Annotated in this window: 19 protein-coding genes and 1 pseudogene; 2 read left to right on the plus strand and 18 right to left on the minus strand. The window is 69.2% G+C overall.

The features are described from left to right. Positions 1-317: 317 nt before the first annotated feature. Positions 318-2144: an amidohydrolase gene (locus ACOOHF_RS05000; RefSeq protein ID WP_420463630.1), complete on the minus strand. Its 1827-nt coding sequence runs from the start codon at positions 2142-2144 to the stop codon at positions 318-320. A 57-nt stretch (positions 2145-2201) separates the two neighbouring features. Continuing rightward, positions 2202-2726 carry a lipocalin-like domain-containing protein gene (locus ACOOHF_RS05005; protein WP_420463631.1) on the minus strand — a complete coding sequence of 175 codons (525 nt, stop codon included), beginning with the start codon at positions 2724-2726 and terminating at the stop codon, positions 2202-2204. Between the two features lie 221 nt (positions 2727-2947). On the opposite strand from ACOOHF_RS05005, the gene ACOOHF_RS05010 reads away from it, so the two are divergent. Next, positions 2948-4447, plus strand: a complete 1500-nt coding sequence (locus tag ACOOHF_RS05010; protein WP_420463632.1) for an Nramp family divalent metal transporter — start codon at positions 2948-2950, stop codon at positions 4445-4447. A 190-nt stretch (positions 4448-4637) separates the two neighbouring features. Continuing rightward, entirely contained in the window at positions 4638-5309 is a 672-nt protein-coding gene (locus ACOOHF_RS05015) for an energy transducer TonB (RefSeq protein WP_420463633.1), read from the plus strand. Between the two features lie 15 nt (positions 5310-5324). Here the strand turns inward: ACOOHF_RS05015 and ACOOHF_RS05020 are convergent, their stop codons facing one another. The 16 genes and pseudogenes from ACOOHF_RS05020 to ACOOHF_RS05095 all read right to left on the minus strand — a co-directional run bounded on the left by ACOOHF_RS05020 (position 5325) and on the right by ACOOHF_RS05095 (position 21410). After that, positions 5325-5759, minus strand: a complete 435-nt coding sequence (locus tag ACOOHF_RS05020) for a VOC family protein (protein WP_420463634.1) — start codon at positions 5757-5759, stop codon at positions 5325-5327. Between the two features lie 37 nt (positions 5760-5796). After that, positions 5797-6776 (minus strand): annotated as a pseudogene (locus tag ACOOHF_RS05025) (2-dehydropantoate 2-reductase). 16 nt (positions 6777-6792) lie between these two features. After that, entirely contained in the window at positions 6793-8346 is a 1554-nt protein-coding gene (locus ACOOHF_RS05030) for an acyl--CoA ligase (protein ID WP_420463635.1), read from the minus strand. 73 nt (positions 8347-8419) lie between these two features. Next, a complete protein-coding gene (locus ACOOHF_RS05035; RefSeq protein ID WP_420463636.1) occupies positions 8420-9244 on the minus strand; it encodes an ankyrin repeat domain-containing protein in 825 nt (274 codons plus the stop codon). After that, on the minus strand, positions 9241-10200 hold the full coding sequence (locus ACOOHF_RS05040; RefSeq protein WP_420463637.1) for an ankyrin repeat domain-containing protein: 960 nt from the start codon (positions 10198-10200) through the stop codon (positions 9241-9243). Before ACOOHF_RS05040 ends, ACOOHF_RS05035 begins: the two co-directional genes overlap by 4 nt. Next, on the minus strand, positions 10200-11591 hold the full coding sequence (locus tag ACOOHF_RS05045; RefSeq protein ID WP_420463638.1) for a DUF1552 domain-containing protein: 1392 nt from the start codon (positions 11589-11591) through the stop codon (positions 10200-10202). Before ACOOHF_RS05045 ends, ACOOHF_RS05040 begins: the two co-directional genes overlap by 1 nt. A gap of 27 nt (positions 11592-11618) precedes the next feature. After that, the gene (locus tag ACOOHF_RS05050) at positions 11619-14120 is read right to left on the minus strand and encodes a DUF1592 domain-containing protein (RefSeq protein ID WP_420463639.1); all 2502 of its coding nucleotides are present in this window, start codon (positions 14118-14120) and stop codon (positions 11619-11621) included. A 103-nt stretch (positions 14121-14223) separates the two neighbouring features. Continuing rightward, on the minus strand, positions 14224-14814 hold the full coding sequence (locus ACOOHF_RS05055) for a hypothetical protein (protein ID WP_420463640.1): 591 nt from the start codon (positions 14812-14814) through the stop codon (positions 14224-14226). Positions 14815-14930: 116 nt separating this feature from the next. After that, the gene (locus ACOOHF_RS05060; RefSeq protein ID WP_420463641.1) at positions 14931-15623 is read right to left on the minus strand and encodes a hypothetical protein; all 693 of its coding nucleotides are present in this window, start codon (positions 15621-15623) and stop codon (positions 14931-14933) included. After that, complete coding sequence (locus ACOOHF_RS05065; RefSeq protein ID WP_420463642.1) at positions 15616-15957, minus strand: PadR family transcriptional regulator; 342 nt, start codon at positions 15955-15957, stop codon at positions 15616-15618. Before ACOOHF_RS05065 ends, ACOOHF_RS05060 begins: the two co-directional genes overlap by 8 nt. A gap of 90 nt (positions 15958-16047) precedes the next feature. Then, positions 16048-17031 carry an NADPH:quinone reductase gene (locus tag ACOOHF_RS05070; RefSeq protein ID WP_420463643.1) on the minus strand — a complete coding sequence of 328 codons (984 nt, stop codon included), beginning with the start codon at positions 17029-17031 and terminating at the stop codon, positions 16048-16050. Positions 17032-17047: 16 nt separating this feature from the next. After that, positions 17048-17857 carry an SDR family oxidoreductase gene (locus ACOOHF_RS05075; RefSeq protein WP_420463644.1) on the minus strand — a complete coding sequence of 270 codons (810 nt, stop codon included), beginning with the start codon at positions 17855-17857 and terminating at the stop codon, positions 17048-17050. Continuing rightward, complete coding sequence (gene panB, locus ACOOHF_RS05080; protein WP_420463645.1) at positions 17854-18723, minus strand: 3-methyl-2-oxobutanoate hydroxymethyltransferase; 870 nt, start codon at positions 18721-18723, stop codon at positions 17854-17856. Before panB ends, ACOOHF_RS05075 begins: the two co-directional genes overlap by 4 nt. A 4-nt stretch (positions 18724-18727) precedes the next feature. Next, on the minus strand, positions 18728-18955 hold the full coding sequence (locus ACOOHF_RS05085) for a ferredoxin (protein ID WP_419933920.1): 228 nt from the start codon (positions 18953-18955) through the stop codon (positions 18728-18730). Between the two features lie 21 nt (positions 18956-18976). Beyond that, on the minus strand, positions 18977-20245 hold the full coding sequence (locus tag ACOOHF_RS05090) for a cytochrome P450 (RefSeq protein ID WP_420463646.1): 1269 nt from the start codon (positions 20243-20245) through the stop codon (positions 18977-18979). After that, on the minus strand, positions 20205-21410 hold the full coding sequence (locus tag ACOOHF_RS05095; RefSeq protein ID WP_420463647.1) for a branched-chain amino acid ABC transporter substrate-binding protein: 1206 nt from the start codon (positions 21408-21410) through the stop codon (positions 20205-20207). The genes ACOOHF_RS05090 and ACOOHF_RS05095 overlap by 41 nt, the downstream gene beginning before the upstream one ends. Positions 21411-21557: the final 147 nt, after the last annotated feature.

Consider the following 21557-nt stretch of genomic DNA (forward strand, 5'->3'; position numbering starts at 1 on the left):
TCGCCCCACTCCTCCGTCTTGATAGCGGGATGCTTCCGGACCGGACCCTGCGCTGGACCCTTTTGCGCTCTCTGGAAGAATCGCGGAGAGAGGGGCCGGCGGGGGCGGTACTGGTGTACCCGGTGCGGGCTTGACACTCAACCGGCGGGGTTCGATTCCCCGCGCCTCCACCTTCCCCTCGAACGGAGGGTCGGCGGGGACGGTACTGGTGTACCCGGTTCCGGACTTGACACCCAACCGGCGGGGTTTGATTCCCCGCGCCTCCACCTATCCCTCTACGTTTCAACCTATTGCGGGCTCGCGGATCCGTAAAGCAGCTACGGGGCGCCACGCTCGTGGACGACGCGCCCGCCGACGATCGTGTACAGCGCCTCGGCATCGAGCAGCCGCGCGGGGGCGTCCCGTCCGGCTTCGATCAGATCCACGTCGAACACCGCGATGTCCGCCAGCTTGCCGGGCGTCAGCGTGCCCTTGATCTCTTCCTCGAACGAGGCCCAGGCGGGGTTCCGCGTGTAGGCTTCGATCGCCTCCTCGATCGTCAGCCGCTGCTCCGGGAACCAGCCCTCGGCCGGCTCGCCGGCGAGCGTCTGTCGGCTCACCGCCGCGTACAGGCCGTACCTCGGATGCAGGAAGTAGCGGGCCGCGTTCGTCCCGGGGCTGTCGCTCCCGAACACGAGCACCGCCCCCGCGTCCTTCAGCGCCCGGAACGCGTATGCGCCGCGCGACCGCTCGGAGCCGATCCTCTCCTCCATCCAGCGCATGTCGTCCGATATGTGGTACGGGTTCACCTCCGCCACGAGGTTGAGTTCGCCGAAGCGGTGGAAGTCCGCCTCCTCCACGACCTGCGCGTGGATCATCCGCCAGCGGTGGTCCGCCTCGATCATGTCGTTGTCGCTCAACACAGCCTCAAACAGGTCGAGCAGGACCTTCACCGCCTTGTCGCCGATGGCGTGGATGTGAGGCGGGAGGCCGGTCGGCACGGCCTCCTCCATGAGGCGTTGGAGGTTCCCCTTCGGGAACTCGGTGTAGTTCTGGTCCCGGGCCAGCGACAGCGCGAGACCGTCGATGCCCTCGGGAAGCATGATCTGACGCACGATCCCGAAGTTGCCGGGCGCGTGGTCGTATTCCTCGTAGAACATGGCGCTCGAGCCGCCCATGATGCCGTCGACCCACGCCTTGTAGCCGATGAAGCGGAGCCAGTCGTCGCCGAAGCCGCGCGTGATGCCGAGCCCGCCGGTGTGGGTCACGTTGTCGAGCGAGGGACGGATGTTGATGCGGGCGGTCAGCTCGCCGCGCGCCCGCAGTTCCTGGTAGGCACGCAACTGCTCGGAGGAGGTGATGTCCTGGATCGTGGTCACGCCGCCCTCGCGCGCCTCCCGGAGCACGGCGCGAACCTCGGTGAGACGCTGCTCGAACGACTTGGGCGTGATGGCGGCCTGGACGAGGTCGACGGCGGTGCCGGTGAGGATGCCCGTGACCCGGCCGTCCTCGGCCTTCGCGATCGTGCCGCCCTGAGGCGCGGGTGTGGCGTCCGTGATGCCGGCCAGCTCCAGCGCGAGGCTGTTCGCGAGGTACATCGAGCGGTCGAAGCGGTTCACCAGGACCGGGTGATCCGGGGTCACGTCGTCGATGAGATCGCGGTGCGGCGTGAACGGCCCGTCAGCTCCGGCCTCGCCCGCCTCCGCACCGCCGCCATCACCCTCGCGGCCCGTCGAGCCGACCTCCCATTGCTCGTAAGCGCCCCAGTCGCCGCGCGTGATCCAGCTCCCGGGCGCGAGACGCTGCACCGCCTGCGCAATCTCCTCGCGGAAGCCCTCCGGCTCGTGCACCTCCAGCAGGTTGACGCCCACGATCAAAGCCCCCGTGCTCTCGACATGCACGTGGCCATCGTTGAAGCCCGGCGAGACGAAGGCGCCGTCCAGGTCGATGACGCGCGTGTCGCGCCCCACCAGCGCCTCGGCCTCCGCGTTCGAGCCTACAACCGCGATGCGCTCCCCGCGGATCGCGATCGCCTCGGCGGCGGGCCGCTCATCGTCGAGCGTGTACACGTCCCCGTTGATCAGCACGAGGTCGGCCGGGTCCTCCGGTCCCGCGGTCCCGCAGGCGGCCAGCAGGACGAGCGCGGCGATGTTCCACTTCTTCATGACGTGTCCTCGAAGTCTCTGTTGAGCGACGGTCGTTGCGGGCGAGCGCTCGGCGATTCAGCGGCCGGAGACGCGCTCCCAGACGAGCGTACCGATTGCGCCCCCGCCCCGCGCCGGGTCCGGCTCGGTGCTGAGAATCAGCCGGTCCGGTCCGTCAAAGGTGAACGACCTCGGCCGGTCCGAGCCGACCCAGCTCGGCAGCAGCGCTCCCTCCACATGGTGCGTGACGACCCCGGCATCCATGTCGACGCTGTAGTCCCCGTAGTAGGAGAAGAAACCACCCATGATCGCATCCCGCATCTCCTGCCCGGTGACTTCCGCCGCGGCCGGCAACTCCCGCCCGACCTGCATGAGCTGGGCCGACATGCGGCCGTCCGCCGTATACGTGATCTGGCCCGCCGGGCTCCCGTCGTAGGGGAGCGTCACCTCGCCGTCGGCCGACCGACTCTCCCACGAAGCGAGCGTCCACGCCCCGACGAAGGGGTTGTCCTCCTCCTCGGAGGGTGCGGGGCCGCAGCCCGCAGCCAGAACCAGTGTCAGAACGCAGCACACGCCGCGCAGCGGGGGAAGACTTGCAGACATCCGTACCTCCATTCGCTTGGGTGGTCTGTGGTTGCCGGGGTTCGGAACGATAGGTCCGTATCCGGCGCCTTTCCACCGCCGCGTTCCCGCGGGAACGTCCGGCGTGTCGCCCCGAGCCCGGATCGTTGACCCCTCGGCAGGGAGCGATGCCCTCCGTACCTTCCGTGTCCGGCCTGAAAGGCAGCGGCGTGAAGCTGTGGTCTCTGAACGGAGTTCCTGGCGTGTCCGATCGCGAATCCAAGGCCGTCGATGGACTGAATCGGGACGACTTCACTCTGCCTTCCATGCGTCCGCGCGATCTCCTCGCGCACTTCGGTCCCGGCATGATCCTCATGATGACGGGCATCGGGACCAGCCACCTCGTCACCGCACCCACCGCCGGGGGCCGCTTCGCCTACGCGCTGCTCTGGTGCCTGCCCGTCGCCTACGTGTTCAAGTACTACGGCTTCGAGATGGCCTTCCGGTTCACCAACGCCACCGGCAAGAGCCTGCTCGAGGCCTACGCCACGGCGCGGTGGAAGTGGCCGCTGTGGTACGTGATGATCACGACACTCATCCAGTGCGCCATCGGCCAGGCGGGGCGTCTGATCGCGGCCGCCGCGGTGCTCTACTACCTGTTCAGCGAAACCCTGGGTCTCCCCGTTGCGATCGAGGTCTACGCGGCCCTGCTCGGCGTGCTCTCCGTGGCGATCATCCTCCGGGGCAGCTACCGGGCGCTCGAGACCACGACGAAGGTCCTCGCGGGCGTACTCGTCATCTCATCGCTCGCCGTCTACTTCGTCCAGCCGGCCCCCCTGGCACAGATGGGATACTTCTTCCTGGTCGAGATCCCGGACGGCTCGTGGCTCGTCATCGCGGGCTTCCTCGGCCTCCTGCCTACGGGCATCGACGTGTCGCTGCAGGCGTCCGAATGGGGGAAGGCGAAGCGGGCGGGAATGAGCAAGATCCGGCCCCGCCTCGAGGAGGCCGGCGTCGTGCCCCGGTTCGATCCGTTCTCTTCACCGCGATCCGACCTTGCCGTCGACATCTCCAGGCTCTCGCCGGACGCTCGCGAATACTGCCGCCGCTGGTTCCGGATCGGGCTGTGGGACTTCCGCACCGGCCACGTCGTCTCCTTCTTCCTCGCCGCGATCTTCGTCCTCCTCGCCGCGGTGTGGCTCTATCCGAGCCCGATCGCCGGACACGCTGTCATGGGGGAGATCGCCGGGATCTTCACGCTCAGCGTGGGACCGTGGATGATGATGGTCTTCATCCTCGGGGCGCTCGCCGCCACCTTTTCCACCGCCTTCAACTACTTCGACGGGTGGCCACGCATCGTCGGCGCCTGCTGCCGGAACCTCTTCCGAGCCACGGCCCGCCTGCACGGGATCTCGCCCGAGGAACGGGCCGATCCGGAGCGGCGGAGGGCGTGGAACTCCGAGTACAACATCTATCGGATGACGATGTTCTATTCGCTCATCGCCTCCGTCCTCTACATCGCGTTCGACCCGCGCCCCGTGTATCTCGTGCTCGTCGCCTCGGCGCTCGCCTTCTTCGTGGCGCCCGTGATCTACTTCTTCAACCTCTACTACTGTCTGAAGGTGATCCCGAAGGAGGACGAGGTCTTCTACCCGTCCTCGTTCGCACGCTGGTTCGGGGGACTGAGCCTGCTGATCTTCTCGGGTCTGAGCGTGATCCTGATCTTCGCGCGCGTGTTCGAGATCCCCCTCTTCGGTGCCTGATCCGGGTGCGGGGGAAGTGCCGGGTCCAGGCGACCGGCCGAGGAGCTACTCTGGGAGGCAGCCGACACCGATGGGTATGACGCGCAGGCTGGCGGTGACGGGTGCTGTCGCGCTGACCGTCGCTTCGTGTGCGGCCTCTGCGCCCTCGCGGTCTTTCCGTCGAGTTCCGTCGGGCCCCACGCCCGCGGAAGTGTCGCCCGTCATCGCCAACGCGCCCGAAGTGCAGCAGGAGGTGGTGCGAGCCTATCCGCCGGAGCTCCTCGAACAGGGTGTGGGAGGCCGAGTCGAAGTCTGGGTGCACGTCGACACGGCCGGCCGTGGCGGATCGGGCGCGGTCAAGACATCCAGCGGGAACGACGATCTGGACTGCGCCGCAATGCAGGTCGCCGACGCCATGGAGTTCGAGCCTGCGCTGAACCAGGGCGCGCCCGCGGACGTCTGGATCTCCGAGTGGGTGGAGTTTCGGCCCGAGGCGGCCGAAGGAAGGGTCGCCGACCCGGGCCGCCAGCGTTGCGAGCCCTGGGACACCCTACCCGTCGCCCTGGAGACCAACGAAATCGAGCGGTGGCTTGACGAAGCGTATCCACCCGAGCTGATCGAGCGGGGCAGCGGAGGCAAGACCCTCCTCTGGCTGTATGTCACCGAGTCGGGCGAGGTCCTCAAGTACGAGATCAGGGAGTCGAGCGGCTATGATGTGCTCGACGAGGCCGCAGGCACGGTCGCCATGAACATGCGCTTCGAGCCGGCGAGGCGCCTCGGGCTGCCCACGGGCATCTGGGTTGCGCAACCGATCACGTTCCGGGCCCCGGTGCCGACGATCCGCGAGCCGAGACAGCCCCGGCGTCCGTTCCAGAGGCCGTAACCGGAGCGTCGCCGGCTACCCCCTGAGACGCTGCACGAACCACCAGTAGTGACCCTCGAGGTCTCTGACCTCGTAGCTTCGGTCAGCCCAGTAGTCCTCGCCGTAGTCCTGGGTTGCCGGCTCGGTCGTGATGGCGGCGGCGGCGGCCCGCGCGCGCGCGCAGTGGGCGTCCGCATCGTCCACGTACACCATCAGCGACTGCGTGTTCGCGCCGTCGACCCCCTGCGGAGACCGGGGGTACGTCCGGCCCGGCGTCAGCCCCGCCTGTCCGACCATGATGAGCCCGCCGTTGAGGGCGAGTTGCGAATGTACGACCTGTCCCTGCTCGTTCTCGATTCGCTCCTGCACCTCGAAGCCGAACGCGCTCGTCAGCCAGTCGATCGCGGCCCCTGCGTCGTCATAGAACACGGCGGGGGTGATTCTCGGCCAGCCGTCCGGCGGGTTCTTCATGTGGTTCTCCGTTGGGTTGAGGCGGGTTCGGGCGGGTTCAGGCGGCGGGATACGCACCGGCGACGCGCGCGCGCTGGCGGACCAGAGCCAGGACCACGTCGATCGTGGGCGTGGGTACGTCGACCATGCGCCCCATCTCCTGCACGGCGGTGACGAGGGCATCGATCTCCATCGGGCGGCCCTTGTCGAGGTCCTGCAGCATTGACGTGCGGTGGGCGCCCACGGCCTCGATCCCGTTGATCCGCCGCTCGATGTCGATCGAGAAGCGGGCGCCCAGCGCCTCGGCGACCGCCTGTCCCTCGAGCATCATCGTCTTCGCGACGGCGCGCGTGGCGGGGTCTCCGGCGATGTTGTCCAGCGTCTCCAGCGTGAGGGCGCTCAGCGGGTTGAAGGCGAGGTTCCCCCACAGCTTCACCCACATCTCATCCCGGATCCCGCGGACCGGAACCCGGAATCCGGCCTCGATCAGGGCCCGGCTCAGGCGCTTGACCCGCTCCGTCTTATCTCCACTGGGCTCGCCGAGCGTGAAGCGGTTGTACTTCAGGTGCCGGATCACGCCGGGCTCCGACACCTCGGTGGCGGCGTAGACGACGCAGCCGATCACGCGTTCGGGGCCGATCCCGTCCCACTGCACGCCGCCGGGGTCGAGGCTCTCCAGGCGCCGGTCCCGCCAGGGCCCCTCGAGACGGTAGAAGTACCACCACGGGAAACCGTTCGTTGCCGTGACGACCGCGGTGTCCGGCCTCAGCAGCGGTTGCATCGGCTCCACGATCCAGGGGACGGAATGCGCCTTGAGCGTGATGATCACATAGTCCTGCGGGCCCACCTCCTCCGGGTCGTCCGTGCAGAAGGGGTGGGCGACGCGCTCTTCGCCGTCGATCAGAAGCCGCACGCCGTGCCGCTGCATGGCCTCGAGGTGGGGGCCCCTCGCTATGAGCACGACATCTTCCCCCGCCAGCGACAGCTGCACACCGAGATATCCCCGATCGCGCCCGCCCCGTAGATGCAGATCTTCATCCGCGGCCGGTCCGGCTCAGGCCAGGCCGAGCTTCTCGGCCATGCCGATGCGCTGGAGCTTGCCGGTCGGTCCCTTGGGAATGTCGTCCATGATGAGGATCTTCCGCGGAACCTTGAAGTCGGCGAGACGCTCCGCCGCGAAGGCCTGGATCTCGCGCGGCGTGGCCTCCATTCCCTCGCGGAGGACCGCGGCCGCCACCACCTCCTCGCCCAGCTTGGGATGGGGCATCGCGAACGCCACCACCTGGCGCACGGCGGGGTGGTCGAGGATCGCTTCGTCGACCTCGCGCGGCGAGATCTTCTCCCCCCCGCGGTTGATGATCTCCTTCAGGCGGCCCGTAATCGTGACGTAGCCCTCAGCGTCCATCCTGCCCTGGTCTCCCGTCCGGAACCACCCGTCGGTGAAGGCTTCGGCGTTGGCCGTGGGGTTGTTCTCGTACCCGTCGCTGACGTTCGCGCCGCGGATGACGATCTCGCCCACCTCGCCCGGCGCCAGGTGCGCCCCGGCCTCGTCCATGACCGAGACCTCGGGACCGGCGGCGATTCCCACCGTCCCCGGCTTGCGGGCCGCGGGCGGGAGCGGGTTGCAGGTCATCTGGTGCGCCGCCTCGGTCATCGCGTACGCCTCCACCACGGGAGCGCCGAACGTCTCCTCGAGTTCCGCCATCACCTGCGGGGGCAGGGAGGCGGAGGCCGAGCGGATGAAGCGCAGCGCCGCCCGTTCGATCGCCTCGCGGTTCCGCGGGGCGCGCGCCAGGATGGCCTGGTGCATGGTGGGGACGGCCGTGTAGTACGTGGGCCGCGCTTCGTCGAGCCACGAGTAGAAGCGGAGCACGTTGAAGCCGGGGCTGCAGAAGATCGAGCCGCCGACGCCGAGCGGCGCCAGGACCGCGGCCATCAGCCCGTGGATGTGGAACAGGGGCATCACGTTCAGGCAGCGGTCGGCGGCGCTCAGCTCCAGGGTGCGCTGGATGTTCGCCGCGGAGGCGCAGACGTTCCGGTGCGAGAGCGGCACGATCTTGGGGCGGGACGTCGTCCCCGAGGTATGGAGGATGAGGGCGATGTCCCCCGCTTCCGCCAGACCGCCCCGGAGGCCGTCTCCTGCAGAGTTGCCGCCCGCCGATCCGTTCTCCCCGGCTCCCTCCGGCACGAGTTCGAACGTTCCGGCCGGAGCTTCGGAATCGGCATGCAGTTCGAGGACCGGGATCCCGAGGTCGGCGGCCGCGACCCGCGCGGGAGAGTCGCTTCCCGCCTCGAGGATCAGCGCCTTGGCGCTCAGGTCGGAGAGGTAGAACGCGTATTCGGGCTGCCGGTAGGCCGGATTCAGCGGGGCGGCCGTGGCCGCGCAGGCCACGGACACGAAGGCGGAGGCCATCTCGGGCCCGTTCGGGAGGACGATCGCCATGCGATCGTTCCGTCCGATGCCGAAGCCGTTGAGCGCGCGGACGGTGCTCTCGACGTGCCTGTGGAGACCGGCGAAGTCCAGCGACTCGCGTCCGGGGGCGGCGATGGCGGGACTCTCCCCCGAACCGCCCGCGAGCAGTTCCCGAACAGTAACGGAATCCGGCATGGTCAGGTCAGGCCGGCCTGACGTCGCCGGTCTTGGTCATGGGTTCTCGCCACGGGCTGCGGACGGCTCGCGGTCAGCAGGAGACGCATCGGTGGTTGTTCTTCGCCCCGAGGCTCTCGAGCAGGGCGATCGTCTCCGGGAACGGCTGCACGCGCTGCACCGGCCCGTTCGCCAGGTCCACCGTGGTCTGGCCGTTACGGGCCACGAAGGTCACATCCGCGCCCTTCTCCACGAGATAGAGGATCATCTCGTTGTCCCCGCGCGAGGCGGCGTGGTGGGCGGGCGCATAGCCATTTTGGTCCCGGGCGTTCACGTCGGCGCCGAGTTCCTCGACGAGGAACTGCATCGCGGGGAGCCACCCGTCCGGTACGTGGCGGTGCGAGTTGCCGGCGAAACCCTGCCCATAACCGACGCCGGCCGCGGCGTGGATCGGGTAGACGGCCGGCCCGCCCACGGGGATCGGCTCGAGGCCGGAATGGTCGACGGGGTCGCCCCGGCCGTACCGGCGCTCCTCCACCTTCGTCGTCGGGAGCGTGGGATCGGCCCCGTACTCGAGGAGCAGCTTCATGCCGTCGATGTCGAGGGCGTGCGCGGCGCGCCAGAAGGGGGTGGCGCCGGTACGGTCGACGCCGAGCAGGTCCCGGTTGTAGGTCGTGAACCAGAGCGACTTCTTCAGCCGCGGGTTCGGGTCGACCCCCGCTTCCAGCAGCGTTCGCATGACCTCGAGGTACGACCACTCCTGCTGGTTCACGTCCGTCGGCTGCGGATGCCGGGCCTTCGGCGCCCAGTGCATGTTAATAGCCGCGTACAGCGCGGTGGCGCCGGCGTCGCTCGCGAGGCCGGGGTCCGCGCCCTCGGCGAAGAACCGCATGGCCAGGTCGAAGTGCCCGTTGATCATGCCATGAGCAGCGGGGTCGTGCCGTCCGCGTCGCTCCGCTGATCGATATCCGCGCCGTGCTCGAGCAGGGTGAACGCGACGTCCTCGTGGCCCTCGCGCGCCGCGAGCAGCAGCGCGGTCAGCCCGCCGTGCGTACCGACGAGGTCCGCGTAGTTGCCCAGGCAGCCGGAGCAGGTCGGCTCCTCGGGGTCCTCCAGCCGCACGGGCTGCAGGCCGGGGCCGGCCCCGGCGGTCGGCATGGGGGCAGCGCCGCGCTCGGCCGGGGCCGGCGGCGTGCGGCCGACCCGGAGCGCCGCGATGCGTGCATTGCGCTCGCGGCGGTCCAGTTGGTCCCACGCGTCCCGCGCCACGACATCGAGCACGTACGCGGTGAGCGAGGCGTCCGCCCCCGCCTCGAGGAGGGCGCGCACCGAGCCGGCCCGGCCCGCCGCCGCGGCGAACATGATCGGCGTCTGCCCCCACTCGGGCTCGCGCGCGTCGGGGTCGGCCCCGTGACGCACGAGGGCCTCGATCGCCGCCGCCGACCCGGCCGCGGCCGCAAAGTGCAGCGGTGTCGCGGCGGTCGTCGTCGCGGCGGTGGCGTCAGCTCCCGCCTGGAGCAGCGCCTCGACCAGCGGCGCCTGCGCCGCCCGGCTCGCGACGTGGAGCGGCGTGTGGCCGCCCAGCCGGGTGCCCGCTTCGAGGTCCGCACCCGCGTCGACCAGCATCTCGGCCAGATCCAGCCGCCCCTTCATCGCGGCCCAGTGGAGCGCGGTCATCCCGTCGCCCCGGGCGCCGTTCACATCCTCGCCCGCGTCGAGCAGCGACCGCACCGCCGCCAGGTCGCCGCGCATGGCCGCGTCCGCCACCGGCGCATCCGGCCCCATCGAAGAGCCGACCGGCGAGCCCGCCGGGCCGGCGGCCCCGAGCGCGAGCAGGGCCGCCGCCGCGGTCACGGAGAGTCGCGCGCGCCGCATCAGTCGGCCGTCGCCGTGAAGGAGAACGGCCCCGTGCTGTTCCCGAAGCTCGTCATGTCGTCCAGGCCCAGCCTGTGCATCAGGCTCAGCATCACGTTCGCCATCGGCGTCCCCGGCGCCGCGCGCAGGTGGAGGTTGCCGTCCATCCGCCCCTGCGCGCCGCCCACCACGAACAGCGGGCAGCGCTTGTGGTTGTGCACGTTCGGGTCCCCCATCGGCGAACCGTAGACGATCATCGTCTTGTCGAGCAGGTGCGTATCCCCCTCCATCGATGCCTTCAGCCGGTCGAGGAAGTACGGGACCAGCCCCACATGGTAGCGGTTGAGCTGCGCGAAGTCCGTGATGTTGTCCTCGTTGTCGCCGTGGTGCGACGCCGGGTGGAAGCCCTTGTCGATCCCGCTCGCCGGATAGACCCGGCCCGACGCGTCCCGCCCCATCTTGAACGAGAACACGCGCGTCGTGTCCGCCTGGAAGGCGAGCGCCTGCAGGTCGAACATCAGCTTCACGTGCTCGTCGAACGAATCCGGCACCCCCGCCGGCGCTTCGGGCAGTTCACGCTGCTGACCCGACTCGTTGCGGGCCACGACGCGCTGGATCCGCCGTTCAATCTCCCGCACGTTCTCCAGATAGCGGTCCATCCGTTGCCGGTCGGAGGGATCGAGCCGTCCCCTGAGGCTCGCGACCTCGCCCGTGATGAAGTCGAGGATGCTGGCGCTCGACCGCTGCCGTGCGGCCCGCGCTTCCGGCGTCCCGCCGGCCCCGAACAGCTGGTCGAACGCGACGCGCGGGTCCCGGATCATCGGGAGCGGCTGGGTCGGCGAGGACCAGCTGATCGTGTCCGTGTAGACGCACGCGTACCCGTAAGCGCAGCCCCCCGCCTGGTCCACGTTCTCGATGCAGAGCTGCATGGACGGGATCGGCGTGTCCTGCCCGAAGCGGTTCGCGTACACCTGATCGAGCGACGTCCCCACCAGCACGTCCGAACTTTCCGTCTGCTTCGGGTGCGACTGGGTTAGGAAGGTGGCGCTCGACCGGAAGTGGTCGCCCCCGATCTCCTTCGGCTTGGTGGCTTCGGCCGTCTCGACATCGGTGTCGCTGATGATCGTGAGATAGTCGCGGTACGGCTCGAGTGCACTCATCGCGGTGGGCGAGAGGTCGAAGTTCCGCCCGGTCCCTACCGGCGACCAGTAGTTCTGCGCCGCGCCCCACTCGCTGCTCCCCGCCGCGCCGTGCACCATCTCGATGCAGACGAGCCGCGTCGGGTCCGCCACCTCCCGCGCCCACAGCCGGCCCGCGGGGACCATGGCGTCGAGGAGCGGCAGGGCGACCGTCGCCCCGGCGCCCTGGAGGAACGTCCGGCGAGAAAGATGTTTCCCTGTGATGAACTCCATCGGGCCTCCTCGGCTCGCTGGTTGCCGCTAGTTCCCGTTCTCGGCCTGCATGTCGTCGACCACGGCCTCGGCCCCCTTCATTCGGAAGGCGGGGCTGTTGACGACGCCCATGATAAAGGCCGACATGCGGTGGTCCTGTGCCTGGGCCTGCCTCGCGATCGACCGGACCGTGGGCATGTCGTAGTGCTCGACCCGCCGGCCCAGCGCGTAGGCGAGCAGGTTCTCGGTGAAGGCGCGCACGAGCGGGACGGGTCGCGCGAGGAGCGCCGCGCGCAGATCCGCCGCCGTCCGGATGGGCGTCCCGTCGTACAGTTCGCCCTCCGCGTCGATCGGCATCCCGTTGTCCTTGATGCGCCGCGCCCCGGTGCCGTCGAAGTGCTCGAGGGCGAGGCCGATCGGATCGATGACGCGGTGGCACGACCGACAGGCCGGACTCGCCCGGTGCATCTCCATCCGCTCGCGCACCGTGAGCAGGCGTCCCTCCTCGGCCTCCGGCGTCGCCTCCAGATCCGAGACATCCGGCGGGGGCGGGGGCGGGGGCGTCCCCATCAACACTTCCATCACCCACTTCCCGCGCAGCACCGGAGAGGTCCGGCTCGCGTGAGAGGTCAGCGTGAGCACGCTCCCGTGTCCGAGCACGCCGCGGCGCTCGGGTTCGGGGATCTCGACCCGGCGGAAGTCGGTGCCGGTCACGCCGGGGATCCCGTAGTGCCGCGCCAGCCGCTCGTTCACGAAGGTGTAGTCGGCCGTCAGCAGCTCGAACAGGCTGCGATCCTCCTGGACCAGCGTGTGGAAGAGCAGCTCCGTCTCGCGCTGCATCGCGTCCTTGAGCTGCTGGTCGAAGTCCGGGTAGAGGCGGACGTCCGGGTGCATCCCCTCCAGATCCTGGAGCCGGAGCCACTGCCCGGCGAAGCGCGTGGCCAGCGCCTCGGCGCGCGGATCGGCGAGCATGCGCCACACCTGCGCCTCGAGCACGCCCGGATCGGAGAGACGGCCCTCTCCGGCGACTTCCAGCAGCTCCGCATCGGGGCCCGTCGCCCACAGGAAGAAGGAGAGCCGCGAAGCGAGATCGTAATCGCCCAGGGCGTACACGCCGTCCGCGTCCGCCGCCGGGCGCTCCTCGAACCGGAACACGAAGTGCGGGCTGGCGAGAACCCCCTCCAGCGCCAGGCGGATGCCCTCCTCGAAGCCGCCCGTTTCGGCCCCTGCACGGTACAGCGCCATGAGAGCGCTGAGGTTGTCCTCCGTCAGCGGCCGGCGGTAGGCCTGTGTCCCGAGCCGGGACAGGATCGCCTCCGCGCACGGTGACTCCTCTTCCGGCGCGGCGGGACGGCACGAAAAGACGCGCCGGCGGCTCGGCGTGCTCGACATCCCCGCCGGGTCGAACGGACCCGTGACCGCGAGATCCCGCAGGTGGGGCAGCGTCGTGAACCCGTACGCGTCGGTGATGCTCGTGCTCGCGATCGACCAGTCGTGCGGCGACATAAGGTCCTGCAGCGGCCCCTCGAAGGTGCGGATGAAGGCGGCCGCCACCCGGTGCGGTCCCGCCTCGATGAAGACGGACTCGGTGCGCAGGTCCACCCCGCCGGGATCGGAGACGTGCATCCAGCGATCGATGTCGAGGAGCGCGACGCGTTCGCCGTCGATCGAGATCTCGATCCGCTCGGGCTCGTCGGTCGTATGCAGGGCTCCCTTCCCGTTCCCGAACAGGGCGCCGGTCGTCTCGTGATGGAAGGAAACGCGGAAGGCGTACTCGCCATCGGCCGGGAAGTTGTGGTCGACCGCGACGCCGCCGCGGCTTCCGTACGGGGTGCCCTCGACGTGCCCCGCCTGCGAGGTCCAGCGCGACACCTTGAAGGTCGCCTCGCTCGGCGTGACTTCGGGGTCGCCGATCGCAAGCCGACTGATCCCGCTCGCCGCGCGCAGGTACCCGTCCATCAGCGTGGGCGAGAGGAGTTGCACGTCGGCGATGTTGTCGAAGTTCGCGCTCTTGGTGTCGAGCGGCAGGTAGGCTCCCGCGTCGACATCGAGGTCGAGAAGATCGTAGATCGAGCGCGCGTACTCGGCCCGGTTCAGGCGCTGGAAGGTGCGGCGCCCGGGGTTCGGATCCGCCTCCCACGCCGCGTCGAGCCGCGATTCGAGGACGGCCGCGAGCGTCGCCAGGCTGTCCGGAGTCGGCCGGCGGACTCCCGTCGGCGGCATCATCCCGGCCCGAAGCTTGCGGACCATCCGCTCGGCGATCACCGCGTTGTCGGCCGCACCATCGACCTCGAACGTCTCCAGCGACATGCCTCCGCTGAGCCGGCGGGGGTTGTGGCAGCGCTGGCACGTCCCGGCAACGACGCCCTGCGCGACTTCGACGGAGAGCGTGTCGACGGCGGGCGTCGAGGTCGGCGGCGAGAGCGGTGTGACCGGGCCCGGCCAGACGGAGGGAGGATGCTCGGCTCCCGCCGCGCCGTCAGCGCTCTGGCCAACTACGGGGCTCGGGAGAAAGCCCGCTGTGACCAGCAGCAGAACCGATGTTCGCATGGCCGAGGCCTCTTCCAGGCAGCCGTGTCGCGCCCCCTAGGGACGCAAGGGTACACCGCGTGAAAATGTACCATCGACGCGGATCGCCCGGCCAGCCGTCCTGTCAGGGAGTCGGGAGGGAGATAGACGCGACGGACGGCCTGTCGAATTCGTCTCTGTATACGCCCCAGACGCGAGAATCCGAGAACCGGTACGCATCGAACCGGTCGGGCAGTCGCACCCCCTGAGTGGTTCCGTCAGCCGCGATGCGCAGCCACCACGCACCGCCGCTCAAACCGCCAGCGTCGAGGTCCAAGGGATTCAGCCACATCGTTCCGTCTTCGCTGCAGCGGAAGTCCACATACCACGGCAGGTAACTCGCGAGTTCGTGCGGCTCCCCCTGGACCCTCTGCGCCATCTGATCCAGAAGCCGAAGACTGTCCTCCGCGGTGAGCCGGGATGCGACATCTCCCGTCAGTTCGGCCTGCCTCAGCGCAAACACCGCGGCGGCAAACTGTCGAGGACTGACCTCGGTGAAGGGAACGGGAGGAAGGTCGATAGGGGGCACGCCGGCCCGTCCGTGAGCGCCTAGGGACTCGCCCTCCGGGCCGAATCCGACGAAGTACGGCGCGCTCGAATTCAGAACCCAGACGGAGCCGTCACTCAACACCTCCAGGTCCCGCGCTACGGCGAGGACGTCAGAGCTGCCCAGCACTTCGATGGACGACGCCTCGAGCTCGACGGGGGCGCCGGGCTCGCCGCCGACGTACTCGCCTTCAACGCAGGCAAGGAACGCCGCTCCGGAAAGAAACGCGGCGACGCGTAGTGAAGTCAGCAGTTCAACAGCTCCGGTTTGGCGGATGCCCGTTCGCGTTTGCGAAGCCAGAGGGCGGCGGAAACGCAGACGAACGATGCGCACCACGCCCAGTAGCCGGGACCCAGATACCCGACCCCGCCGACGCCATCGGCCGTGATCCTCGGAGGCGAGCCGAGACTGATGACGCCGAAACCAAGCGTGAGAGCCCCCACGGCTCCGACGAGCAGCGACGGTGCTCGCCACCGACGCGAGCGCCACAGCGTCGGCAGGGTCATCAGCATTGGAAGATTGAGTAGCAAGACAACCAGCGGCGGCCCGAACTCACCCTCCTGGAAGGGCCCCACAAGGAACTCATAGCCATAGGCCGTCAGGTCACCGGCAGCGTTGGACGGGCCAGACCCCAGGGTCGCCGTCAGAGCCGGGAGGAGAAACGACGCCGCGTACATCGCCCAGCCAGCCAGCAGGAGGCGCCGCCACCGGGGCCGTCCCGCCCGGGCGAACTCTCTTGAGAGCGCCATCGGCTCGCCGAGTTCCTTCCGGACGATCGCGAACGCCTCGTGCGGCGCCAACGCGGCGTCCAGCTCCAGTTCCAGATCGACCCGGGCGCGCAGGTGATCCTCGAGTTCATCCAGCTCGCGGGGCGAGAGCGATGCCTTGCGTTCCAAGCTCCTGCGCCAATTCCTGACTTCGGGCTCGAGTTCAAACATGACTGCCTCCCCAGGACAGTTCGAGGGCTCCGTACACCGCGCGCCAGCTCTCGCGGTCGGTCGCCAGCCGGCGTTTTCCGCGGGCCGTCAGCCGGTAGTACTTACGACGCCGTCCCGCGTCCGTCAGTTGCCAGCGGCCGGCGATGAGTCCGTCCCGCTCCAGCCGGTGAAGAACGGGGTAGAGCATCCCATCGGACCACTCGAGTTCGCCATCGGAGAGTCGTTTGACCTGCTTGAGGATCTCGTAGCCATATGTCTCGCCGCTGGCCAGGATGGAGAGCACCATCGGGCGCGACGACGCGGCCACCAACTCCTTGTAGACCGTTTTCTTCATGCGAACCCCGCGTATCCGGCCTCATACCATGAGACACAATGTACATTGCAGTACAATGTATAGGGGTCGGCGGACCAACCGCAAGCAACTCTAGAGATTGAGATCGAGCAGGATCTTGCCGAGCGGGCCCGATTCCACGGCCTCGTGAGCGGCCGCGATGTCCTCGATCGAGAAGCGCGCCGCGATCGTGTGGCGCAGTTCGCCGCTCGCCAGCCACTTCGTGAGATCCTCCACGGCGCGCTGCTTCGCGGCTTCGGGCATCAGGAAGACGAGTTCGAAGCGCAGCGTCACGTTCTTGTAGAGGAGGGTGTAGAACGGAACGGCAGGCTGCGGATCGCCCTCGGAAGCGTAGGCGGAGATCACCCCGTTCGCTTTCAGCATCGCGATAGAGGCGTCGAGGTTCCCGCCCATCTCCACCTCGACGATTCTGTCGAGCCCCTCTCCATCGGTCAGTTCCATGACGCGGGCCGCGACATCTTCCTCTCGATAGTTGATGACGACGTCCGCGCCGGCCGCCCGCGCAATCCTCCCCTTTTGGTCCCCACTCACGGTGGCGAGGACCCGCGCACCCCCCAGCCGGGCGCACTGGATGGCGTAGGCGCCGACGGCACCGGCACCGCCGGTCACGAGCACGGTCTGTCCGTCGACGGGGCCATCGGCGTACACGCAGCGATGCGCGGTCAGCGCGGGGATGCCGAGACACGCACCCTCGGGGAAGGACGCGCCCGGGGGGAGCGGGACCGCGCGGGACTCGGAGACAGTCACGAACTCGGCGGCGGTGCCGAAGTCGCTCCCCCACTGGGCTTCGTAGATCCAGACGCGCTTGCCGAGGCTGCCGGGATCGACCCCGTCCCCCACCTTGTCGATGACCCCTGCGCCATCGAAGTGGGGCACGACGAGTGCCGAGTCCAACCCGCCGCGGCCGCCGAACCTGCGTTTCACATCGACCGGGTTTATCCCCGAGGCGAACATCCGCACTCGCACCTCGCCGGACCCGGGGGAAGGCAACTCGCGTTCGCCGACTTCCAGCACGTCGCGCGCCGATCCCTGCTTCGTGTACCAGGCCGCTCGCATGTTACCTCTCTCGTGGCTAGTCGCCGTTGCTGTCCCCCCCGGAACTCAGGCCCTCCGTGTGTCCGTCCACGGGGAGCGCCTGCCCGGAGATCTTCGCACCTGCGCCGGAGGTGAGGAAGAGGACGAGCGCGGCCACGTCCTCGGCGTCGACGAAGGTTCGGAGCGAGATCTGCCGGAGCCAGGTCTGCCGGATCGCGTCCTCGGACACGCTCTGGGCGGCGGCCTGGGCGGCGATCACGCGGTCGATGCGTTCGCCGCGCACGCTGCCCGGGCAGATCGCGTTCACGCGGATTCCGGCCGGACCCAGCTCCATGGCCAGGGTACGGGTGAAGCCGATCACGCCCCACTTGGCCGTGGCGTACGGGCTCCGCAGCGGGTAGCCGTGCAGCCCCGCGGTCGAGGAGAGGTTCACGATCGATCCGCCGCCCGCCCGCCGCAGGGCCGGAACGGCGGCGCGGGCGCAGAGGAACATGCCGTCGAGGTTGACGGCCAGCGTCCGCCGCCAGCCGTCGAGGTGGAGCGTCTCGACGGGGCCCGTCGGCCCGGCGGTCCCCGCGTTGTTGACGAGGACATCGAGCCCGCCCAGCCGGTCCAGCGCCTCCTCGAAGAGTCGGACCACATCCGCTTCCGACGAGACGTCCGCCACCGTTCCGTCGAGGTCGCCTTCCGTCGATCCCGTCAGTTCCTCGAGCGCCGCGGGTTCCAGGTCGCCGACGTGCACCCGTGCTCCTTCGTCGAGGAAGGCGCGCGCGATCGCCCGCCCGATTCCGGCCCCGGCCCCGGTGACGATGACGCGCCGGCCCTCGTGAGCGGGCGCGATCGTCACCCTTCGTACCCGTGTTCGGCCGCGGGGTACTTTCCCTCCCGCACTTCTCCGGCGTATCGGCCCACCGCGTCGCGTACCGCGGCGCCGAGTTCGGCGTACCTCTTCAGGAAACGGGGGCTGAACCCCTCGTTCAGGCCGAGCATGTCGTGCAGGACGAGCACCTGCCCGTCGCACTCCGGACCGGCGCCGATCCCGACGGTCGGCACGGAGATCGCCTCCGTCACCCGCCGCGCCGCCACCGTCGGCATCAGTTCGAGGACGATCGAGAAAACGCCGGCCTCCTCCAGAGCGACCGCTTCCTCCACCAGCCGCGACACCGCCTCTTCGTCCTTCGCCTGAATCCGGTGCCCGCCGAGGGCATGCACCGACTGCGGCGTGAACCCGAGGTGGCCCATCACGGGAATCCCCGCCCGGACGATCGCCCGCACCGCGTCGAGTATGTCGAATCCGCCCTCCAGCTTCACCGCGCCCGCCCCGGTCTGTTTGAGGATGTTTCCCGCGTTCCGTACCGCCTCTTCGACTGAGACCTGGTAGCTGAGGAAGGGCATGTCCACGACGACGAACGCGTGCGAGGTCCCCCGAACCACGATGCGGCCGTGATACGTCATCTGCTCCACGGTGGCGGCGAGCGTCGTTTCTTCTCCGCACAGGACGCTGGCCAGGGAGTCGCCCACCAGGATGAGATCGACCGCCGCCGCGTCGACGAGCGAGGCGAAGAGCGCGTCGTAGGCGGTAATGGCCACGATCTTTTCGCCTCGCGACTTCATGGACACGAGATCGAAGGTCGTCACCTTCCGCCCGCCGGAGCCGCCTCCGAAGCCCCCGCCCGGCACGCTCATGGTCCGCGGCGTCGGATCACTCGCCATCGGTTCACCCGTCCTCGGCCGGGAACAGCGACCGTCCCGTCTCGGCCTCGACCACGCGGATCGCGCTCACCGGGCAGTTCGCCGCCGCCGCCAGCACCGCGGACTCGCTGTCGCCCGCGGGGTCGACGACCGTCGACTGCCGGTTCTCGTTGTGCGCGAACACGCGCGGCGCCGTGTCCACGCACATCGCGTTGCCGACGCACAGTCCGTGATCGATCTCGATCTTCACCATGCGACACTCATGCTGTACTGCTCACGACGGGACCGTCCAGGTGACGGGCAGCGATTCGAGGGACCGGAACTGGATGCTCGGCTGGTAGCGCAGTTCCTCCGTCTCCAGCTCGAACCGGTCGAAGCGGCGGGCCAGGCCGCGGAAGACCTCCTGTCCCTCCATGCGCGCGAGCGCGACCCCGAGGCAGTAGTGGATCCCGGAGCCGAAGGAAAGATGCGGGTTCGGCTGGCGCCCGATATCGAACCGGTCCGGGTCCTCGAACACCGCGGGGTCCCGGTTCGCCGCCGCGATGATCCACCGGATGCGCTCGCCCGGGGAGAGCGTCTTGCCGCACAGTTCGGCCTCCCGCGCGACGATGCGCTGGGTCGACTTCACGGGCGGGTCGTAGCGAAGGCACTCCTCGGTCGCCGTCCGGGCGAAGCCGTCCGGGTCCGCTCGCAGCCGGTCCCACTGCTCCGGGTGCGCGATGAAGGCGCGGAGCCCGTTGCAGATCAGGTTCATCGTCGTCTCGTGTCCCGCGAACAGCATCAGTCCGGTATTCACCAGCACCTGGTGGCGCGTGAACGCGCCGTCCGTCTCGCCCCGGGCCAGCGCCGAGATCAGATCGTCGCCGGGGTCCTCGATCCGATCGCGCACGAACGGCCGGGCGTATTCCATGATCCCGCGGATCCCCTCCGTCAGCGGCCGCAGCCGGTCGGGCTCGCCGCGGTTCAGGTGGAGGATGCTGTCCGCCAGCCCCCGCAGCGTGTCCATGTCCTCGCGCGGCACACCCATCATCCGCGCGATCACCCGCACCGGGAGCGGCGCCGCGAGGTCCGTGACGACGTTCATCCGCCCACGGGGCCACACCTCGTCCAGGAGTTCGTCCACTACCCGTCGCACGAACGGCCGCCAGCCTTCCATCGCCGTCGGTGTGAAGAAGGAGTGAACGGTCTTCCGTTGCTCCAGATGGTCGGGTCGGTCCTGTTCCACCAGCTGATCCGCGCGGAACGTCCTCACCTCGTCGAACAGGTGCGCGTCCTCGGGCAGCACCGGCGGGTACGGGGCCGCCTGGACCCCCCGGATGACAGCCGAAGAGAAGAGTTCGTGATGCCGGAGAATCCAGACGACGGGGTCGTATCCCGTCACCACCCACAGCCCGAACTTCTCGTTCCAGTGGACGGGGTCCCGTTCCCGCAGCCGCGCGAAGTGGGCGTAGGGGCGGGCGATCACCTCCTCCGCGAAGAGGTCGTCGAGGTCCGCCGCCGGCTCAGGGGACGAAGCGATAGACGACGGGCAGTTGCTCGACATCCGTGATGCTCGAGTCGGTGTGATGGTAGATGTTCTGCCGTCCGGTACCGCAGTCGCCGAAGGCGTCGCAGGAGACCGTTCCGATGAGACCCTGGATGTCGCCGGTGCCGATCCGCGACCGCAACCCGGCGCGGTCAATGTACAGTCGTCCGCCTTCCTCGACGGCGACGGAGCGGACGGCGTCCAGGAGCAGCGTCGCCGCGTCGTAGGCGAGCGCCCAGTAGGGCGTCGCGGGATGCTCGCCGTACGCCGTTCCGTAGGCGGCGATGACGGCTTCCGCGCTCTTTCCCGTCACCTGGTTGACGTTGCCGGTGTAGTCCGATTCCGGGCCCGCGAAGTAGATCCCCTCGGACTGCGGCTCCGCCAGGAACTCGGAGACAAGCAGTGCCGCGCCGGAGATGAGCGTCACCCCCTCGAGGCCGTCGAAGGCCCGCGCCTGCGCCGCGAAGGGGGACCCTTCGGGGCGGAACAGGGGGAAGAAGATTCCGTCCGGCCCGGCCGCCGCGAACTCCGTGAGCACGGACGTCATATCCGTCTGGCCCTTCCGGATCCCGGTGGCGACCGGGACCTCGCCGCCCAGGGCCCGGAACGCATCCCCGAAGGCCTTCACCAGCGCCGTCGTGTAGGGGTCGCCGTCGTGCAGTGTCACGATGCGGCTGAGACCCAGCTGGTTGTAGGCGAAGTTGGAGACGGCCCGCGCCTGATAGAGGTCGTTGTTGGCGACGCGGAAATAGCCGGGGTGATGGTCGGGGTTCGGGTTGCCCGCCAGATCCGAGGTCAGCAGCGGCGACGTGGTGCTCGGTGCGACCATCACGTACCCAGCCTGGCTGATCACCGGCGAGGCGGCCACCGCCGCGGCCGAACAGGACGTGCCGATGACGCCCACGATTTGCGGGTCGGCGACGATCTCACGGGCGCCCGCCCGTCCGCCCTCCGGCGAGCACATCGAGTCCATGGCGTCACCCAGTTCGATGTTGCGGCCGCGGATGGCGGCCACGTCCCGGACCGCGAGTTCGACGCCGCGCCGGGCCGTCACCCCCAACGAAGGCGCCCCGGTCATCGCAAGCAGCGACCGGATCTTCACGGCCTCGCCGCGCCTCACCGTGACCACGCCCAGCGGACCCGGCTCGAAGCTCGATGGCCCGGTGGTTCCGTCGCAGGACACTGTAACAGCCGCCGCGAGAATCGCTGCGAGAGCGGTAAGCGGCGTCCGCGGGACAATTCCGACTCGGTGGCCCATCCCTGCACCCTCCCCGTGACAGGACGAACGGTCTGACCGCAAGCTACGCAGAGGCACAGACGCCTCCAAGAC

It is taken from the genome of Candidatus Palauibacter sp. (assembly GCF_965216145.1).
In the GTDB taxonomy this organism is placed as follows: domain Bacteria; phylum Gemmatimonadota; class Gemmatimonadetes; order Palauibacterales; family Palauibacteraceae; genus Palauibacter.

Excerpts from the sequence above, each read along its gene's own strand:
- ACOOHF_RS05035 (WP_420463636.1), bottom strand. The coding sequence starts at position 9,244 with ATGATCAACGGGCACTTCGACCTGGCCATGCGGTTCTTCGCCGAGGGC.
- ACOOHF_RS05050 (WP_420463639.1), bottom strand. The coding sequence starts at position 14,120 with ATGCGAACATCGGTTCTGCTGCTGGTCACAGCGGGCTTTCTCCCGAGC.
- ACOOHF_RS05085 (WP_419933920.1), bottom strand. The coding sequence starts at position 18,955 with ATGGTGAAGATCGAGATCGATCACGGACTGTGCGTCGGCAACGCGATG.
- ACOOHF_RS05070 (WP_420463643.1), bottom strand. The coding sequence starts at position 17,031 with ATGCGAGCGGCCTGGTACACGAAGCAGGGATCGGCGCGCGACGTGCTG.
- panB (WP_420463645.1), bottom strand. The coding sequence starts at position 18,723 with ATGGCGAGTGATCCGACGCCGCGGACCATGAGCGTGCCGGGCGGGGGC.
- ACOOHF_RS05005 (WP_420463631.1), bottom strand. The coding sequence starts at position 2,726 with ATGTCTGCAAGTCTTCCCCCGCTGCGCGGCGTGTGCTGCGTTCTGACA.
- ACOOHF_RS05030 (WP_420463635.1), bottom strand. The coding sequence starts at position 8,346 with ATGCCGGATTCCGTTACTGTTCGGGAACTGCTCGCGGGCGGTTCGGGG.
- ACOOHF_RS05065 (WP_420463642.1), bottom strand. The coding sequence starts at position 15,957 with ATGAAGAAAACGGTCTACAAGGAGTTGGTGGCCGCGTCGTCGCGCCCG.
- ACOOHF_RS05090 (WP_420463646.1), bottom strand. The coding sequence starts at position 20,245 with ATGTCGAGCAACTGCCCGTCGTCTATCGCTTCGTCCCCTGAGCCGGCG.
- ACOOHF_RS05000 (WP_420463630.1), bottom strand. The coding sequence starts at position 2,144 with ATGAAGAAGTGGAACATCGCCGCGCTCGTCCTGCTGGCCGCCTGCGGG.
- ACOOHF_RS05040 (WP_420463637.1), bottom strand. The coding sequence starts at position 10,200 with ATGCGGCGCGCGCGACTCTCCGTGACCGCGGCGGCGGCCCTGCTCGCG.
- ACOOHF_RS05045 (WP_420463638.1), bottom strand. The coding sequence starts at position 11,591 with ATGGAGTTCATCACAGGGAAACATCTTTCTCGCCGGACGTTCCTCCAG.
- ACOOHF_RS05060 (WP_420463641.1), bottom strand. The coding sequence starts at position 15,623 with ATGTTTGAACTCGAGCCCGAAGTCAGGAATTGGCGCAGGAGCTTGGAA.
- ACOOHF_RS05020 (WP_420463634.1), bottom strand. The coding sequence starts at position 5,759 with ATGAAGAACCCGCCGGACGGCTGGCCGAGAATCACCCCCGCCGTGTTC.